This window comes from Micromonospora sp. NPDC049101 (assembly GCF_040648675.1).
Taxonomy (GTDB): domain Bacteria; phylum Actinomycetota; class Actinomycetes; order Mycobacteriales; family Micromonosporaceae; genus Micromonospora.
On record NZ_JBEZED010000002.1, the window covers coordinates 287,770 to 306,311 of the forward strand.

Consider the following 18,542-nt stretch of genomic DNA (forward strand, 5'->3'; position numbering starts at 1 on the left):
GGGAGTGATGTCCACACCGTACGGCGAGCCGATCGCCATCGTCGGTATCGGCCTGCGATTTCCGGGCGGTAACACCACTCCCGACGAATTCGCCGCGTTCCTGCGGGCTGGACGGTCGGGCATCCGGCCCCTGCCCACCGACCGGTGGGACCCGGAGGGGCTGACCTCCGACGACCCGGACGCCAAGGGCACCATCCGCTGCGCGCAGGGCGGATTTCTCGACGACGTCGACCACTTCGACGCCAAGTTCTTCAACGTCTCGCCCAAGGAGGCGGACTTCGTCGACCCGCAGCAGCGGCTCGCCCTGGAGGTGGCCTGGGAGGCGCTCGAGGACGCCGCCATCGACCCGTCCCGCCTGCGCCACGGCAACAGTGCCGTCTACCTGGCCGTCAGCAACCCGGACTACGCCGGTGAGATGGCCGCCTACTCGTACGCGGAACTGAACACCTACATGGCCACCGGGGCGACCTTCAGCGCGCTGTCCGGCCGGCTGTCGTACTTCCTCGGCCTGCGCGGGCCCTGCATGACCGTCGACACCGCCTGTTCCGCGTCCCTGGTGACGGTGCACCTGGCCGCGCAGGCGCTGCGGGCCGGCGAGACCGACCTGGCGCTGTGCGGCGGCGTGAACACCATCCACAGCCCGCGCGCCCACATCCTCGCCAGCCACGGCAACATGCTGGCCCCCGACGGCCGGTGCAAGACCTTCGACGACGCGGCCGACGGCTACTGCCGCAGTGAGGGCTGTGGCGTCGTCGTGCTCAAACGGCTCTCCGACGCCCGGCGTGCCGGCGACCGGGTGTACGCCGTGGTCCGGGGCTCAGCCGTCGGGCAGGACGGCGAGAGCAGTTCGTTCATGGTCCCGAACGGCACCGCCCAGGAACGGCTGATCCGCGCCGCGCTCGCGGTGGCCGACCTTCAGCCGGGCGACGTCTCCTACGTCGAGGCGCACGGCACGGGCACCCCGCTGGGCGACCCGATCGAGATGGGCGCGCTCAACGCCGTCTTCGGAGCCGGCCACACCGGACAAGATCCGCTGGTGGTGGGTTCGGTCAAGACGAACATCGGGCACATGGAGTCGGCCGCGGGCGTCGGTGGTCTCATCAAGACGGTCCTGCAGATGCGCGACGGCGAGATCTATCCGCACCTGAACCTGGAGACGCCGTCCACCCGCATTCCCTGGGACACCATTCCGGTAACCGTGCCCACCAAGGGCAGCCCCTGGACGGCCGAGCCCCGGCGGGCGCTCGTCAGTTCCTTCGGCCTGACCGGCATCATCGCCTCCGTCGTCCTGGAAGAGGCGCCCGGTGCCGGTCCGGGGCCGGAGCCCCGGCCCGGGGAGGAGCACATCTTCGCCCTCTCCGCGAAGAGCGAGCCCGCGCTGCGCGGACAGATCCGGCGCTACCAGCGGATGCTGCGGGACCGGCCGGACCTCGACGTCGCGGACCTGTGTCACACGGCCACCACCGGCCGGGCCCACTTCGACCTGCGGACCGCCGGGGTGGTCCGGGACCACGACGACGTGGCCCGGCTGCTCGACCGTGCCGTGACCCGGTCCGGGCGACCGGAGCGGACGAGCGGCCCGCCGAAGGTGGCGTTCCTGTTCTCCGGCGGCGGCTCCCAGTACGTCGGCATGGGCCGGCCCCTCTACGAGCGCCACGACACGTTCCGCGAACACCTCGACGCCTGCGACCGGCTGTTCACCCCGCACCTCGGGCGATCGGTCCGGGACATGCTGCTCGGCCGTGCCGACGACGCCGAGCTGATCCACCGCATCCGCTACATGCAGCCCGCCCTGTTCATGCTGGAGTACGCGGTGGCGCAGTTGTGGCTGTCGTGGGGGGTACGTCCCTCCGTGCTGGCCGGCCACAGCATCGGCGAGATCGTCGCGGCCACCACCGCCGGGCTGTTCACCCTCGATGACGCCGTCACCCTGATGGCGCACCGGGCCCGGCTCATGGACGAGTCGCCGCCGGGGGCGATGACCGCGGTCGAGGCGCCGCTGCCGGACGTCACCCCCCTGTTGGCCAGTCAAGACGACGTGTCGGTGGCCGCGGTCAACGGCGCCCGGCAGCTCGTCCTCTCCGGCGGCCGGGAGTCCCTGGCTGCCGTCGAGGAGCGGCTGGCCGAACGCGAGATCAAGCACCGGCGGATCGCGGTGTCCTGCGCCTCCCACTCACCGCTGATGGCGGCAGCCGCCGAGGAGCTCACCGACATCGTCGCGGGCCTCACGTTCCACCGCCCGGAGTTCACCCTCATCTCCAATCTCACCGGCGAGGTCGCCGACCCCGCCGAGCTGTCCACCCCGGGCTACTGGGGACGCCACCTGCGGGAGCCGGTGCGCTTCGCCGACGGGGTACGGGCCGTCGCCGCCCGTGGCAGCCACGTCTTCCTGGAGGTCGGTCCGGCCACCGAGCTCATCGGCCTGGGCAAGCAGTGCCTCGAACTGCCCGGCGAGCACCAGTGGCTGAACACCCTGCACCCGGAGGACACCGACGGCACGGTGGCCCGCCAGGCCCTCGCCCAGCTGTACGTGGCCGGTGTCCCGGTCTCCTGGTCCGGCTACCACAGTGGCCGTCCCGGGCGCCGGGTCACCCTGCCCACGTACGCCTTCGACCGGCGACGGCACTGGCTACCGGCGGCGATCGACGCCAGCCCGGCGCGTGGCGGGTCCGGCACACACCCACTGCTCGGCCGGGACGTCACCACCGAGGAGCAGCGCGCTACCGGGGTACGGGCGTACGCCGCGCGAATAGACGCCCGCCGACCTGCCTACCTGGCCGGCCACCAGGTGATGGGCCGGATCGTCTTCCCCGGCGCCGGCTACGTGGAGATGCTGCTGGCGCTGCAGGACGCGGTGTTCGGTGAGACCGGGCTACCGGTCACCGGCCTGACGATCCACGAGGCGCTCCTCGTTCCCGAGGAGGGCGCCGTCGAGCTCCGGACCCGGCTGCGGCACGGCCCGGACGGCGTCGCGGAGGTGGAGATCACCAGCGTGGCGCGGGACGACGATCCGGCGGGCGAGCCGATCGAGCGCCGCCACGTCACCGCCACCGTCCGGGCCTCCGGTGCGGACGAAGCCACGGCCCGGCTCGCCGGCACGGAACGCGAGTTGCGGGGCCTGGCGGACGCGGCGGGCGAGCCCACCGCCCGGCGGTCGGCCGACGACCTCTACGCCGACTTCACCGAGCTCGGCGTGACGTACGGCGGTGCGTTCCAGGGATTGACCGGGGCCTCCCGGCACGGCGCCGGTCTCGCCGTCGGTGCGCTACGCGGGGCGGAACCGGCCCTGGGCGAGCACCTGCCGCCGGCCGTCCTGGACTGTGCCTTCCAGACCATCGCGATGTTCGCCGACGACAGCGACACGGTCGCCATGCCGGTCGGTTTCGACGGCTGGCGGCTGCTGCGCAAGCCGCGCGGTGAGACGCTGCGCAGCGTACTGCGGATCAACGCGCCCGCCGACGGCACGGACCGGTGGGAGCAGCCGGAGCCGCCCACCGCGGACCTGCTCGTGCTGGACGGCGACCGGGCCGTCTTCGTGCTGGCCGGCCTGACGCTGCGGCGGGTGGCCAACGCCGCCCCGGACCGAGACCGGATGCTCTCCGAGGTGCGGTGGATCAAGCGCTCGCTGCGGGTCACCGGTGCGGAGCCGTGCCGGGTGCTGCTCGTTGGGCCGTCGCCGGCCAGCCTCGCGGCGCTGGCCGATCCGGCGCGGGAGCGCGACGTGACACTCCTCGTCGCGGACTCGGCGGCCGACGCGGCGAGGTTGCTGCCGGAGCGACCCACCCACGTCTGCTGGTTCTGGCGGCCGCCGGAGCCCGGCGAGGAGTTGCCCGCCGAGTGCGAGCGCAACTACCGCGACCTGCTCGCCCTGCGCGACGCGCTGGCCGGTGCCGGCTTCGGTCCGGACCAGCGGCTGTGGCTGGTCACCGAGAACGGCCAGTGGGTGCCGGGCGCCGAGCGCGCGGTCGCGGCGGAGCCGGCTGCCGCCGCCACGCTGTGGGGCTTCGGCCACACCATGTGGACCGAGTACCCCGCCTACCGGGTCACCCTCGTCGACCTGCCACCGTCCACCTCGGACGACGCCGGCCGCAACGCCGCCGCGCTGCTGGACGAGTGGGCCGCCAGGGACTCCGCCGAGTATCAGGTGGCCTACCGCGGCGGACTGCGCCACGTGCGCCGGGTGTACGCCGGCACCGGCGGCCCCCGCACCGACCGCGAACTGGTCGTCAGGGAGTACGGCCAGTTCAGTGGCATCGCCGCGGTGCCGCTCGCCGAGCCGCCGGCCCCCCGGGGCAGTGAGATCCAGGTACGGGTCCACGCGGCCGGCCTGAACGTCAAGGACGTCCTCAACGTGCTGGGCCTGCACCGACAGGTCGCCGAGGAGGCCGGGCTCGCACCGCCGGAGCTGCCGCTGGGACTGGAATACGCGGGCGTGGTGACCGCGGCCGGCCCCCTCGCCCCGTTCCGGGTGGGTGACGCCGTGGTCGGCGCCCACATCGGGGCTCTGCGGCGGATGGTGACGACCGAATCGGTGCTGGCCGCCCGCAAGCCCGCCCGGCTGAGTTTCGCCGAGGCCGCGGCCCTGCCGGTGGCCTACCTCACCGCCCAGCACGCGCTGCACCGGCTGGCGGGGATCCGGCCCGGTGACCGGGTCCTGGTGCACGCCGCGGCCGGCGGTGTCGGCCAGGCCGCGGTCCGCATCGCCCAACGGGCCGGGGCGGAGGTCTTCGCCACCGCCAGCCCGCACAAGTGGCCGGTCCTGCGCGCCCAGGGAGTGCGGCACCTGATGAACTCCCGCACGCGCGCCTTCGCCGACGAGATCCTGGCCGCCACCAACGGCGAGGGCGTCGACGTCGTCCTGCACAGCCTCGGCGGCGACTACGTCGAGGCGAGCCTGCGGTCCCTGGGGCGCGACGGCCGGTTCGTCGAACTCGGCAAGATCGGCGCGTGGACGCCCGCCGAGATCAGCCACGCCCGGCCCGACGTCACCTACCGCACCTTCGACTTCGGCGCGGCCGGCACGGCGGACAACCAGGAACTCGCCCGGACGGTGCTCGGCCCGGTCATGGAGCTGGTGTCCGCCGGGGACCTCGGCGCCCTGCCCACCACCGTCTACAGCCTCGACGAGGTCGAGGAGGCGTTCGGGGTGCTCAGCCGGGGCGCCAACATCGGCAAACTGGTCATCGGCTTCGACGACGAGCCGTCGCCGGCCGGGCGACCGGTCGAGATCGGCCCGGACCGTACGTACCTGGTCACCGGCGGGTTCGGTGCGCTGGGTCGGCTTGTCGCGGAACGCCTCGTCGCGCACGGCGCCCGCCACATCGCCCTGCTGGGCCGGAGCATCCCGCCCGCCGACGACCTGGCCGCCCTGCGGGCCAGGCTGGGCCCGGACACCGAGCTGATCACCTGCGCCGGCGACGTCGGCACCGCCGCGGACGTCCGGCGCGTCTTCGCCGAGCTGGCGTCGCGACCGCAGCCGCTGGGCGGCATCGTGCACGCGGCGGGCGTGCTGGCCGACGCGCCGGTGGCCGCGCAGACCTGGCAGAGCATCGACACCGTCTTCCACGCCAAGGTGTACGGCAGCCTGCTGCTGCACCGGGCCGCCCTCGACCATCCCGAGCTGCGGTTCTTCATCGGCTACTCGTCGGCGACCTCGATCCTCGGCACCGCCGGCCAGGCGAACTACGCCGCGGGCAACGCGTTCCTGGACGATCTCATGCGCCGGCGGCACGCCGCCGGGCTGCCCGGCACCTCGGTCAACTGGGGAGCCTGGGGCGAGATCGGCCTGGCGGCGGGCATGGACCGGCAGTACGTCACGAACATCGAGCGCCAGGGGTTCGGCTTCTTCCGGCCGGCCGTGGGGGTGCGTGCGCTGTTGCGCCTGCTGAGCCGGCCACCCGCTCAGGTGACGATCGCCGAGGTCGACTGGGACCGGTGCGCGTCGACCCGCCCGCAGCCCAACAGCCTCTACCACGAGGTCGGCCGGGGCCCGTCCGCGCCGACCGCCACCGTCGACCTGCGGGCGCTGCTGGCGCTCCCGGACGGTGACCGGCGCGAGGCGGTCTCCGGGACGGTACGCGGTCTGATCGCCACCCAGCTGCACTACGACGGCCCCGACGACGTGCCGCCGGACGCCCGCTTCTTCGAGATCGGCCTGGACTCGCTGGCCGCCGTCGAGTTGAAGAACGCATTGGAGACGTGCTTCCGGATGCCGCTGTCCACCGCGAGTGTCTTCGACCATCCGTCGGTCGCCCAGCTCGCCGAGTTCATCGACGGGCAGCTCGCCACCGTCCACGCGGGCACGGACGGGGAGACCCGATGAGCCACGCCGGGCCGTCCGCCGGTTCCACCCCGCGGTTCGCCACCATCGCCGCCACCGCGGCGCACCACGCCGAGGTCCGGCCGGACCGGATCGCCGTCGAGTGCGGCGGGCGGCAGCTGACCTTCCGCGAACTGCACGAGCGCAGCGACGACACCGCGCAGACGCTGCTCGCCGACGGCATCACCCCCGGAGCCCGGGTCGGGTACCTCGCCAGGGACACCGAGCACTACCACGAACTTCTCCTGGCCTGCGCCAAGATCGGCGCGGTGCTGGTGCCGGTCGACCCGCGGCTCACCCCGGTGGAGGTGGAGCACGTGCTGCGCGACGCCGAGGTCGCGCTCCTGGTCACCGAACCCGAACGGCGGCCCGGGGTGGAACGGCTGCGGGCGGCACTGCCGGGCCTGCGTACCGTGCTCGATCTGGGTCTCCCGGCCCGCAGCCGGCCCGGCGCCTCGATCCCCGCGGCCACCGCCGGTCCCGGCCGCCCGCTGATGCAGATGTACACGAGCGGAACCACCGGCGCGCCCAAGGGTGTGGTGCTCGGCGAGGGCAGCTTCTGGGCGGTCAACGACCTGCTCGCCCGGCACCGGCTCGACTGGCTGGAACTGCGCGCGGACGACCGCATCCTGCACGTCCTGCCGGGCCACCACATCGGCCCGCCGTGGTGGTTCCTGCAGGGTTTCCGGGCCGGCGCCACAAGCGTGATCGGGCAGGGCTTCGAGGGCGCGCGGACCCTCGCCCTGATCCGCGACGGCGGCATCACCAACACCATGATGGTGCCGTCCATGCTGCGGATCCTGCTGGACGAGCCGGGTGCCGGACGGGACGCCTTCGTCGGCCTGCGCAAGGTCGTCTACGGCGGCAGCCCCATCCCCGAGGAGTTGCTGCGGCGCTGCCTGGACGTGATGGGCTGCCAGTTCGCCCAGATCTACGGGCTCACCGAAACCTGCGCGTCGGCGGTCTGCCTGCCGCCGTCCGACCACGTGCCGGGCAGTTCCCGCCTCACCGCGGCCGGCCGCCCGTACCCCGGGGTGGCCGTGCAGATCGTGGACCGCGCGGGCCACCCGCTGCCCGCCGGGCAGGTCGGTGAGGTCTACCTCGACACCCCCGCCGTCATGGACGGCTACTGGCGGCGTCCCCGCGACACCGAGAGCGCCCTCGCCGGCGGATGGTTGCACACCGGCGACGCGGGTTACCTCGACGAGGACGGCTACCTCTACATCCGGGACCGGATCAAGGACGTCGTCCTGGTGGCCGGGGAGAACGTGTACCCGGCCGAGGTGGAGAAGGCCCTCGGCCGGCATCCGGCGGTGGCCGAGGTCGCCGTGGTGGGGGTGCCCGATCAGGTCCGCGGCGAGGCGGTCAAGGCGTTCGTGGTGCCCCGGCCGGACCACCAGCCGTCCCCCCGCGAGCTGCGGACCTTCCTGAAGGACCGGCTGGCCGACTACAAGGCTCCCACCGAGTACGCCTTCGTCGCCGCCCTGCCCCGCAACGCCAGTGGCAAGGTCCTGCGCCGCCAGCTGCGTGACCTTTCCTGACCAGACGCACCGGAGACGGAGAACCCCATGGACCTTGCGCCCCTGCCGACACCCCGGTTGCAGGAGTGTCCGTTCGGCCCGGCGCCGGAGACGGCGCGGCTGCGCGCCGAGGCGCCGGTGACCCGGGTGAGATGCCCGACCGGGCTGACCGCCTGGCTGGTCACCCGGTACGCGGACGTCCGCGACGTCCTCGGCGACGCGGACCGCTTCAGCAGCCGGGCCGGCCAGGCCATCCACCTGATGGCGCACGCCGACCCGGACCGGCCGATCGGGGTGGGCGAGTTCACCCGGCTGGACGGCCCGGAGTACCAACGCTTCCGCCAGCACATGGCCCCCGAACTCGCCACGCCCAAGCGGATGGCGGCGTTGCGTCCGATCGTGCAGCAGATCGTCGACGACCGACTCGACGCCATGGCCGCCGCCGGCCCGCCGGCCGACTTCTACACCGGTTTCGCCCTGCCCGTCACCGCGGCCACCATCGGCGACCTCGTCGGGGTGCCGCCCGGCGATCGCGAGCTCTTCCAGAACGCCGCCACGGCGGTGTTCACCGGCACCAGCAAGGAGGACCTCGCCGCCGCGGTCCAGCCCCTGCACGCGTACCTCTACAAGATGATCGTGCAGCGGCGCGCGCACCCCGGCGACGACGCCCTCAGCCGCATGATCACGCGCAGCGCCGCCGGCGACCGACCCTTCAGCGACCCGGAACTGGTGGCGATCGCCGCCACCATGCTGGCCGTCGGGTTCGACACCACCGCCACCGTCATGTCCCACGGCGTGCTCGCCCTGCTGGCGCACCCGGCGGAGTTCGAGCGGCTGCGGGCCGATCCCACCCTGGTGCCCGGCGCGGTGGAGGAGTTGGTGCGCTTCTTCGGCGGCGCGCCGGGGATCGTGCGCCAGGCGACCCGCGACACCGAGATCGGCGGCCATCCGGTCGCCGCGGGGGACTACGTCGTCGCCGCCATCCAGGTGGCCGACCGCGATCCCGAGGCGTTCGCCGACCCCGATCGGCTGGACGTCGGCCGGCGGCCCAACCCGCACATGGGCTTCGGCTACGGCACCCACCAGTGCTTCGGGCAGCAGACCGCGCGACTCGAACTCACCGTGGTCCTGGAGACGCTGCTGCGCCGCGTGCCGTCGCTGCGCCTGGCGACGCCGCTGGCGGACGTGCCGTTCAAGACCGGAACGCCGGTGTTCGGGCCGGCCGAGGTGCCGGTGGACTGGACCGCCATCCGGCCCGCGACGGCTGGGGCGTCGGCATGAGGATCAGGGTGGACGCCGACCGGTGCGTGGCATCGGGCGTGTGCGCGTTCACCGCACCTGAGGTGTTCGACCAGGGCGACGAGGACGGCGTGGTCCGGGTGCTGCAGGCGGAACCACCGGCCGACCAGCACGAGGCGGTGGAGGAGGCGGTGCTGGGCTGCCCGGCCCAGGTGATCACCATCGAGTAGCCGCCCCGTCCGCCCCGCCCCCACCCCGCCTCGCCCCTGGGGAGTCCCCGCCGTGTCCGCCAGCGAACAACAGTTGCGCCAGTACCTCCGGCTGGCCACCGCTGATCTGCGTCAGACCAGGCAGCGCCTGCGGGAGCCGGTCGCCGTCGTCGCGATGGCCTGCCGGTTCCCCGGCGGAGTCAGCTCACCCGAGGAGCTCTGGAACCTGGTCGCCGGCGGCCGGGAGGCGATCTCGCCGCTGCCCGCCGACCGCGGCTGGGACCTCGACGCGTTGTACGACGCCGACCCGTTGCGACCCGGGACGAGCTATCTGCGCGCCGGCGGATTCCTCCGCGACGTCGCCGGGTTCGACGCCGGGCTGTTCGGCATCTCGCCACGCGAGGCGCTCGCCATGGACCCGCAGCAGCGGTTGCTGCTGGAGGTGGCGTGGGAGGCGTTCGAACGCGCCGGTCTGCCCGCTGGAGACCTGCGCGGCGAGACGGCCGGCGTCTTCGTCGGCGCCGCCCCCCAGGAGTACGCGCCGCGGTTCGGTGATCCGGCCGGCCGGGACCTGGACGGCTACCTGGCCGTCGGGAACACCACGAGCGTGCTGTCCGGCCGGATCGCCTACACGTTCGGGCTGCGCGGCCCGGCGATCACCGTGGACACGGCCTGTTCCTCGTCCCTGGTGGCGCTGCATCTCGCCGTGCAGGCGCTGCGGCGCGGCGAGTGCACGATGGCGCTGGCCGGCGGGGTCACCGTCATGTCCACCCCGAACTGGCTCGTCGGCCTCAGCCGGCAGCAGGCGGTGGCGGCGGACGGCAGGTGCAAGGCGTTCGCCGCGACGGCCGACGGCTTCGGCCCGGCCGAGGGCGCGGGGCTGCTGCTGCTGGAACGGCTGACCGACGCGCGGCGGCACGGGCATCCGGTGCTCGCCGTGGTGAAGGGCTCGGCGGTCAATCAGGACGGCGCGTCCAACGGCCTGACCGCCCCCAACGACGAGGCGCAGGAACAGGTCATCCGGCAGGCGCTGGCCGACGCCGGGGTGGCCGCCGCCGACGTGGACGTGGTGGAGGCCCACGGCACCGGCACCAGGCTGGGCGACGTCATCGAGGCACAGGCGCTGACCGCCACCTACGGCCGGGACCGTCCCGTGGACCGGCCGTTGCTGATCGGCACGGTGAAGCCCAACATCGGCCACACCCAGGCCGCCGCGGGTGTGGCCGGGGTCATCAAGCTGGTCATGGCCATGCGGCACGGCCTACTGCCCCGGACCCTGCACGCGGACACCCCCTCGCCGCACATCGACTGGACCGGCGGGCTGCGGCTGCTCGCCGAGGACCAGCCCTGGCCGGGCACCGACCGGAGACGGCGGGCGGGCGTCTCGTCGTTCGGCATCAGCGGCACCAACGCCCACGTCATCATCGAGGACGTCGCCGGCGTTCCCCGGGCGGACCACGGACCGGAGCCGGCCGAGCCCGTCGTCGTACCCTGGGTGTTGTCGGCGCGTGACGCGGACGCGCTGCGCGACCGGGCCGCGGCCCTGCTGGGGTCCGCCGGGGAACCCTGCGCCGCCGCGCGGCCGGTGGACGTCGCCTGGTCGCTGGCCCGCACCCGGACGCCACTGGAGCACCGGGCCGTCGTGGCCGGGCACTCACGGGCGGAGTTGAGCGCCGGGCTCGAAGCTGTCGTCTCCGGCGCCCCGCGGGCCGGGGTGGTCCGCTCCGTGACCCGCGGCGTCGGGACCAGCCTGGGTCTGCTCTTCGCCGGCCAGGGCGCGCAACGACCCGGCATGGGCGCTGAGCTGTACGCGGCCTTCCCGGAGTTCGCGGCGGCCTGGGCCGAGACGCGTGACGTGCTGGACGGCATGCTTCCCGGCCGGCTGGACGAGGTCGCCTTCGGTGCGGACGAGCGGGCGCTCCGCCGGACCGAGTGGGCCCAGCCGGTGCTGTTCGCCTACCAGGTGGCGCTCTTCCGTCTGCTCGCGTCCTGCGGGACCCGCCCGGACCTGATGGTGGGCCATTCGGTGGGGGAGATCGCGGTGGCGCACGTCGCCGGCGTCCTCGACCTGCCGGACGCCTGCGCGCTGGTGGCGGCCCGGGGACGGCTGATGCAGGAGCTCCCGGAGGCCGGCGCCATGCTGGCCGTCGCCGCCGGGGAGGCCGAGGTGCTGGCGGCGCTGGCCGGCCGCGCGGGCGACGCCGGCATCGCCGCGGTCAACGGCCCGGCGGCGGTCGTGGTCTCCGGCACCGAGCGGGCGGTGACCGACCTCGCCGGGCACTTCGCCGGCCACGGGGTACGGACCCGCCGGTTGCGGGTCAGCCACGCCTTCCACTCGCCGCTGGTCGAGCCGATGCTTGCCGGCTTCCGCGCCGTGCTGTCCGGACTCACGTTCCGGGAGCCACGGTCGGCGGTGGTGTCCACGGTGACCGGCCGTCGCGCCGGGCCCGGTGACCTCACCTCGGTCGGCTACTGGCTGCGGCACGCCCGCGAGGGGGTGCGTTTCGCCGACGCCGTCCGGGCGCTGGAGGGTGCCGGCATCCGCCACCTGATGGAGGTCGGCCCGGACGGCGTGCTGTCCGGGCTGGCCGCCGACACCCTGACAAGCCCGGACGAGGTGGTGCTCTGCCCGCTCGGCCGCCCGGGACGCCCGGAGCCGGTAGTCGTCGTGGAGGGTCTGGCCCGGGCCTGGACCTCCGGGATCGAGGTGGACTGGGCGGCGCTCTGCCCGGGCGGTCAGCGGGTGGACCTGCCGACCTACCCCTTTCGGCGCGAGCGGTTCTGGCTCCGGCCGTCCGCGCGTGGCCCGGCCCCGGATCCCGGCCACCCGCTGTCCGGCCCAGCGGTGGAGCTCGCCGACGGCCGGGGCACGGTCCGCACCGGACGGCTGTCGGTGGCCACCTGGCCGTGGCTGGCCGACCACCGGGTGGGTGAGCGGGTGGTGCTGCCGGGCACGGCCCTGCTGGACATGGCCCTGCGGGCGGGCCACGAGGCCGGTTGCGACCGGCTCGACGAACTTCTCCTGCACACCCCGCTGGTGCTGGTCGACGGCGACGGGATGGACGTCCAGGTCGTCGTGCGCGAGGCGGACGACGCCGGGCGGCGCCGGGTGGAGGTGTACGCCCGGCCCGGCCCGGCCGCGGGCGGACCCTGGACCCGCCACGCGTCCGGCGTGCTCGCCCCGGCCGACGTGCCCGGTCCCGGGCTCCCGATCTGGCCGCCACCGGATGCCGATCCGCTCGACCTGACCGGCTGCTATGCCCGCCTCGCGGGCGCCGGCCTGCGGTACGGGCCGGCCTTCCGGGGCCTGCGGGCCGCCTGGCGGCGCGGCGACGAGGTGTTCGCCGAGGTGGCCCTGCCGGACGGCGTCGACGCGACCGGCTGGCTGGTGCAGCCCGCCCTGCTGGATGCCGCGCTGCACCCGATCGTCCTGACCGGCCTGGTGCCCACCGGCGGCGCAGGCGTGCTGCCCTTCGCCTTCGAAGGCGCCGAGGTGTACGCGACAGGCGCGACCGTGCTGCGGGTGCGGCTCGCCCCGGCGGTCGCCGGGACGGTGTCGGTAACCGTTGCCGACGAGTCCGGCGACCCGGTCGCGGCCATCGAGGGGCTGACGCTGCGGCCGCCACCCGCTGGGGACGCGAGCGAGGCGTGGCCCGGGCGCGACGCGTTGTTCGTCGTGGCGGAGGTGCCCGTGTCCGGCCGGCCGGCCGACGTCCGGCGCGCCGTACCGCTGCCCCCGCTCGGCCCGCGCGCCCTGGTCTCTCCGCCGGCCGCGGCGGATCCCGCCGGACCGCCGCGGGTGGCCGTCGCCGCGCTCGATCCGCGAGCGGACGCGCGGGGCGCGGTACGGCAGGCTCTGGCGCTGATCCGCAGCTGGCTGCTGGAGGAGGAACACCACGCCGGTATGCGGCTCGCGGTCGTCACGCGTGCGGGTCTGCCCGCCCACGCCGCGGCCGAGGGGCTGGTGCGTTCCGCGCAGGCCGAGCATCCGGGCCGGTTCCTGCTGGTGACCGGTGACCGACTCGGCCGGGAGACTCCGATCCTGGACGCCGTCGCGCTCGCGGCCGCCGCCGGTGAGGACCACCTCGTGCTCCGCGACGGCGAGGCACTCGTACCGCGCCTGGTCCGGGCACACCCGACGCGCGCCGCCACTCTCCTCGGGTCCGCGACGGGCACGGTCCTGGTCACCGGGGGCACCGGCACGCTGGGCCGGCGGCTGGTCCGCCACCTGGTGACCCGCCACGGGGTGCGGCGGCTGCTGGTCACCGGTCGGCGCGACCCGACCGCCGGTGACACCGCCGGGTGGGCCGCGGAACTCGCCGACCTCGGGGCGAGGGTGGACGTGGTGACCTGCGACGTCACCGACCGGGGCGCGCTGGCCGCGCTGCTCGCCGCCGTCCCCGCAGACGCGCCGTTACGCGCCGTGGTCCACCTCGCCGGTGTGGTCGACGACGCGACCGTCACCATGATCACCGACGAGCAGTTGGAGCGGGTACTGGCGCCGAAGGCCGACGCGGCGGTCGCGTTGGACGAACTGACCGCCGGGCTGGACCTGTCGGCGTTCGTGCTGTTCTCGTCCGTCGCGGGCGTCCTGCCCACCGCCGGTCAGGGCGCCTACGCCGCGGCCAACGCCTTCCTCGACGGCCTGGCGGCCCGCCGCCGGGAGCGCGGCCGGCCCGCCCTGTCGCTGGCGTGGGGCCTGTGGGCCGAGACCAGTGGCATGACCGGCGGGCTGGACGCGGGCGACTGGGCCCGGCTCGGCCGCGCGGGAATGCGGGACCTGTCCACCGAGGACGCCTTGGCGCTGTTCGACGCGGCACTGGGGATGGACGCGAGCACGGTGGTGCCGGTACGGCTGGACCTGGCGGCCCTCCGGGCGGCCGAGGGCGGCGCGCCCTCGCTGCTGCGGTCCCTGGTCCGCGCTCCGATGCGTCGCGCCGCCGGTGCGGCCGGTGGACCCGCGCTGGCGCAACGCCTGACGGCGCTGTCCGAGAGTGAACGCCGGCGCGTCCTGCTGGAGGTGGTGCGGGGGAGTGCGTCCACGGTCCTCGGACACGGGTCGGCCGGCGACATCCTGGCCGGTCGGTCGTTCCGGGAGGCCGGGTTCGATTCGCTCGCCGCGGTGGAACTGCGCAACCACCTCGTCGCCGCGACCGGCATCCGGCTCCCACCGGCCGCGGTCTTCGACCACCCGACCCCAGCCGAGCTGGCCGACCACCTGCGCACCCTGCTGCCGCGGTCCCGGCGAGCCGGTCGCGACGAACCGGACCGCGAGATGTTCGGGCTGTTCGCCGCGGACGAACTCGACCTCCGGTGACCGGGCCGGCCGACCCACGCGCCCGTCCCCGCGCGGAGCCGCGCCGGCAGTTCACCGGAACCGGGAACCACCGTCAGGCGGCCGCTTCTGTCGCCGCACCGTCCATTGTGTAAACGATTGGTAACGAGCCTGCGGGCTTCATGAAGTGACCCCCTAGCCAGGCCCGGTGATCCGTGATCCCGGGTCAAAACGTGTGCTCCGGCACCCCTATTCACCACACCCCTATAGGGGTGTCCATCGACGAGGGTCTTGCGCATCATGGAGTCGACGGCGAAGGGCGTGGTCGAGCTTTCATCCGGGGGGATGCCGCAGACGCAGCCGGTGGTCCTCTGGGAGAGCAACGAGCGCCGCTTCGCCCGACGGCCCGTCTGTGAGTGTTGCTAACGGGAACGGGGGGTCCTCAGTGACGCAAACGAGAATCAAGTTGCGAACCGACAGTACACTAGTGGTGGAGCGACAACACCAGCTCCGGGTCGTGGACGACGCCTTCCAGGCCTGCCACCGCAACGCCGGTGCGCTCGTCCTGGTCGAGGGATACTTCGGCACCGGCAAGACCGCCCTTCTCAAGGCGGTCAAGGACCGTGGCGGGGTCGAGGGCTTCGCGATCCTCCAGGCGCGCGGCAGCGAGTTCGAGACCGGATTTCCGTACGGCGTCGTCCGGCAGCTCCTGGAGTACCACCTCTCGTCGATGACCGAGGAAGAACGCGCCGCGGTGTTCACCGGCGCGGCCGCGCTCGCCGCGCCACTGTTCCACCACCAGACGACGCCCGGCCCGCACAGCGGCGAGCCGCACAGCGACGACCCGGCGCGTGAACAGTCGGTGCTGCGGGGGCTCTACCGGATGCTCGTCAACCTCGCCGACCGCCAGCCGCTGCTGCTCCTTCTCGACGACATCCACTGGGCCGACGGCCCGTCGCTGCGCTTCCTGCACTACATCGAGGGTCGGCTCGAGCAGCAGTCGATCCTGTGCGTGGCGACCACGGCATCGGTCGACCGCGGCTACAACGTCGACGTCACGCACGCGTTCGTGACGTCACCCGCCGTGCACCTGCTGCCGGTCGGCGTGCTCAGCGAGGAGGGCGTCCGCGAGGTGCTCGCCTCGGCCCTGGGTTTCCTGCCCGACGACGCCCTGGTCCGGGTCTGCCACCAGGCCACCGGCGGCAACCCGTTCTTCCTGCACGAGCTGATCAGCGAGATCCGGGCGGAGAGCGGCGCCGAGCGGCCGCTGAGTCCCGCCCTGGTGGCCCGGGCCGGCCCACGCAACGTGGCCCGGGTCGTGCACCGCTGGGTGCAGCGCGCTTCCCAGGAGCACGTGGACAACGCCACCACCCTCGCCCGTGGCCTGGCGGTGCTCGGCAACTCCGGGGACTTCGACCAGCTCGCCGGCGTGACCGGCCTGTCCCGCCACGAGGTCGCCGAGGCGGCCAGCGTGCTGATCGACATCGGCGTGGTGGAGTCCGACACCCACCTACGCTACGTGCACCCGATCGTGCGCAACGCGGTCTACGAGCACATGCCCCGCACCACCCGCTACCGAGCACATACCAGCGCGGCGCGCACGCTGGCCAGCAGCGGCGCGCCGCCCGAGCAGGTCGCCGAGCACCTGCTGCACGCTCCGCCGTCCAACGACAGCCGGGTCGCCGAGGTGCTCATCGCGGCCGGGCAACGCGCGCTGCGGCTCGGCGACTTCACCCTCGCGGTGGCGTTGTTCCGCCGGGCCGAGCAGGAGGCCGTGTCGGCCGAGATGCTGCCCCGGCTGCTCGCCCACCTCGGCGAGGCCGAACACCGCGCCCGGGACGCCGGCGCGGTCGAGCACCTGACCCAGGCCCTGGACCTGACGGTCGAGACCGCCGCCCGCGCGTCCATCGCCCTGAACCTCAGCGGCGCGCTCACCGCCGCGGTCCGCTACAAGGAGGCCCTGGACGTTCTCCAGGGCGTCCGGCTGGAGGCTCAGGACCAGCACCCCGAGCTGGCCAACCGACTGCACGCCGAGATCATCAAGATCGCCCAGCTGACCTCGGCGACCCGACCGGTCGCGGAGAGCGCGCTCGCCGAGTTCGGCGACGCGGGCCCGGACGCGGCGGTGGGCGCGCTGGCGCTGCTGCGCGCACAGCAGGCGTTCGAAGCGCTGTTCAACGGCGAACCGGCCACCAACGTCATCCCGCTCTGCGAGGACGCGTTGCTGCAGGGCCCGCTTGTCCGCGAACCCGACGGCGGCGCCCAGGCCGCCTGGTTGATCGCGTTGTGCCTGTACTGCTGCGGCCGGCTGTCGGAGGCGGGCGCGGTGCTCGACGACGCCATCCAGCGGGCCGAGGGACTGCGCCTGGGCCTGGCGTCCGACGACCTGCGATCGCTTCGCGCGTACGTGCACCTCAACCGCGGCATGCTCGCCGAGGCCGACGGTGACGCCACCGGCGTGCTGGCCGGCGCGACGCCCGACGACCTGCCGGCGCTGGGCCGCCCGTTCGCCGTGCTCGCGCTCACCGAACTGCTGTTGCTGCGCAACCAGACAAGCGGCGCGGTGGACGCGTTCAAGCGGTACGGGATGAGCGCCGAGATCCCGCACCAGGTGCTGTTCCTGCCGCTGATGTTGGCCCGCGGCCGGTTCCACATCGCGCAGAACCTGGCCGAGGCCGGCGCCCTCGACCTGCTCCGCACCCACGAGCTGCTGGAGGACTGGGGCGCCCGCTGCCCGGCGTTCAGCCCGTCGGTGCCCGCCGTCGAGGCGCTGGCCGACCTGGGCCGCCGCGACGAGGCCCGCCGCCTCGCACACCGCCACCTGACCGCGGCGCGCGCGTTCGGTGAGGACCGGGTCATCGGCGCCGCCCTCGGCGCGTACGCCCGGACCGTCACCGACGGCCGGCAACTCGACCTGCTCGAAGAGGCGGCGACCCTGCTGGAGGGCACCGGCGCGCTGATCGACGAGTGCACGGTGCTGATCCAGCTCGGCATCGCGCTGCGTGGGGCGGGGGAGTCGCAGCGGGCCCGGGTCCGGCTGCGGACGGCGAACGACATCGCCGAGGCGACCGGCGCCCGGGTGCTTGCCAAGAAGGCCCGCCAGCAGCTCGCCACGATGGGTGTCCGGGTCCGCGAGTCGGCCCGTACCGGGCTCGCCGGCCTGAGCCCGCGCGAGCACCGGGTGGCGCTGCTCGCCGCCGAGGGCAAACGCAACCGGGAGATCGCCCGGATCCTGTTCGTCACCGTCAAGACCGTCGAGTGGCACCTCAGCCAGGCGTACCGCAAACTCGGCATCACGTCGCGCGAGGAACTGCGCGACGCGCTGGCGCGTACCTGACCCGACCGGGCCCGGGGCCCCGGGGGCAAACCCTGGGGCCCTGGCTGGGGCCCGACCCGAGCCGCCCGAACACCGGGCCCTCCCAGACTGGCACGGACATCTCACCGACCAGATCCAGGAGGACACCGTGCCGGATGATGCTCAGCGCAAGGCGGTGGTGCTCGAATACTTCGAGCGAGTCAACGCCGGCGACATCGACGGACTGATGAAGCTCTTCTCGCCGGACGCGGTGATCGCCGACCCGGTGGGCATCCCGCTGGTCAGCGGCGAGGAAGGGCTGCGCGCCTACTTCCACCGACTGGTGCACGACTTCGGCACCAAGGACGTGCCCGGCGTGCCCACCGGCGCCCAGGACGAGCGCAGCGTCGCGATCCCGCTGACCGCCACCATCAACAACCCGCAGGGCCCGGCCGGTTCCCGGCTCTCGGTCAACGTCGTGTCCACGTTCGAGGTGGGGCGGGACGGCACCATCGAGGCCATGCACGCCTACTGGGGCGCCACCGACGTGACCCCGGTCGCCGGCTGAGCAAACCCGGGGCGACGAAGGCTGGGGTGGCGGCCGGGGGCCGTCCCCGAGGTGGTGACCGCCGCCCCAGCCCAGGATCAATGCACACCGACTCCACGCCGGCTCGGCGCTACCCGC

7 protein-coding genes are annotated in these 18,542 nt (G+C 74.1%); all 7 read left to right on the forward strand.

Going from position 1 to position 18,542, the window contains the following annotated elements:
* Positions 1 to 7: 7 nt before the first annotated feature.
* Positions 8 to 6,322: a type I polyketide synthase gene (locus AB0B57_RS03920; RefSeq protein WP_357064885.1), complete on the forward strand. Its 6,315-nt coding sequence runs from the start codon at positions 8 to 10 to the stop codon at positions 6,320 to 6,322.
* Positions 6,319 to 7,860 carry a long-chain-fatty-acid--CoA ligase gene (locus AB0B57_RS03925; protein ID WP_357064887.1) on the forward strand — a complete coding sequence of 514 codons (1,542 nt, stop codon included), beginning with the start codon at positions 6,319 to 6,321 and terminating at the stop codon, positions 7,858 to 7,860. The genes AB0B57_RS03920 and AB0B57_RS03925 overlap by 4 nt, the downstream gene beginning before the upstream one ends.
* Before the next feature lie 27 nt (positions 7,861 to 7,887).
* Positions 7,888 to 9,120 carry a cytochrome P450 gene (locus AB0B57_RS03930; protein ID WP_357064888.1) on the forward strand — a complete coding sequence of 411 codons (1,233 nt, stop codon included), beginning with the start codon at positions 7,888 to 7,890 and terminating at the stop codon, positions 9,118 to 9,120.
* Positions 9,117 to 9,308, forward strand: a complete 192-nt coding sequence (locus tag AB0B57_RS03935; protein WP_357064890.1) for a ferredoxin — start codon at positions 9,117 to 9,119, stop codon at positions 9,306 to 9,308. Before AB0B57_RS03930 ends, AB0B57_RS03935 begins: the two co-directional genes overlap by 4 nt.
* A 52-nt stretch (positions 9,309 to 9,360) precedes the next feature.
* A complete protein-coding gene (locus AB0B57_RS03940) occupies positions 9,361 to 14,604 on the forward strand; it encodes a type I polyketide synthase (RefSeq protein WP_357064892.1) in 5,244 nt (1,747 codons plus the stop codon).
* A gap of 448 nt (positions 14,605 to 15,052) precedes the next feature.
* A complete protein-coding gene (locus AB0B57_RS03945; RefSeq protein WP_357064893.1) occupies positions 15,053 to 17,899 on the forward strand; it encodes an AAA family ATPase in 2,847 nt (948 codons plus the stop codon).
* 127 nt (positions 17,900 to 18,026) lie between these two features.
* Positions 18,027 to 18,425, forward strand: a complete 399-nt coding sequence (locus AB0B57_RS03950) for a nuclear transport factor 2 family protein (RefSeq protein WP_357064895.1) — start codon at positions 18,027 to 18,029, stop codon at positions 18,423 to 18,425.
* Positions 18,426 to 18,542 lie beyond the last annotated feature (117 nt).

What these genes read in the sequence shown, in the direction of transcription:
- AB0B57_RS03925 (WP_357064887.1), top strand. Translation starts at nt 6,319, where the DNA reads ATGAGCCACGCCGGGCCGTCCGCCGGTTCCACCCCGCGGTTCGCCACC.
- AB0B57_RS03930 (WP_357064888.1), top strand. Translation starts at nt 7,888, where the DNA reads ATGGACCTTGCGCCCCTGCCGACACCCCGGTTGCAGGAGTGTCCGTTC.
- AB0B57_RS03935 (WP_357064890.1), top strand. Translation starts at nt 9,117, where the DNA reads ATGAGGATCAGGGTGGACGCCGACCGGTGCGTGGCATCGGGCGTGTGC.
- AB0B57_RS03920 (WP_357064885.1), top strand. Translation starts at nt 8, where the DNA reads ATGTCCACACCGTACGGCGAGCCGATCGCCATCGTCGGTATCGGCCTG.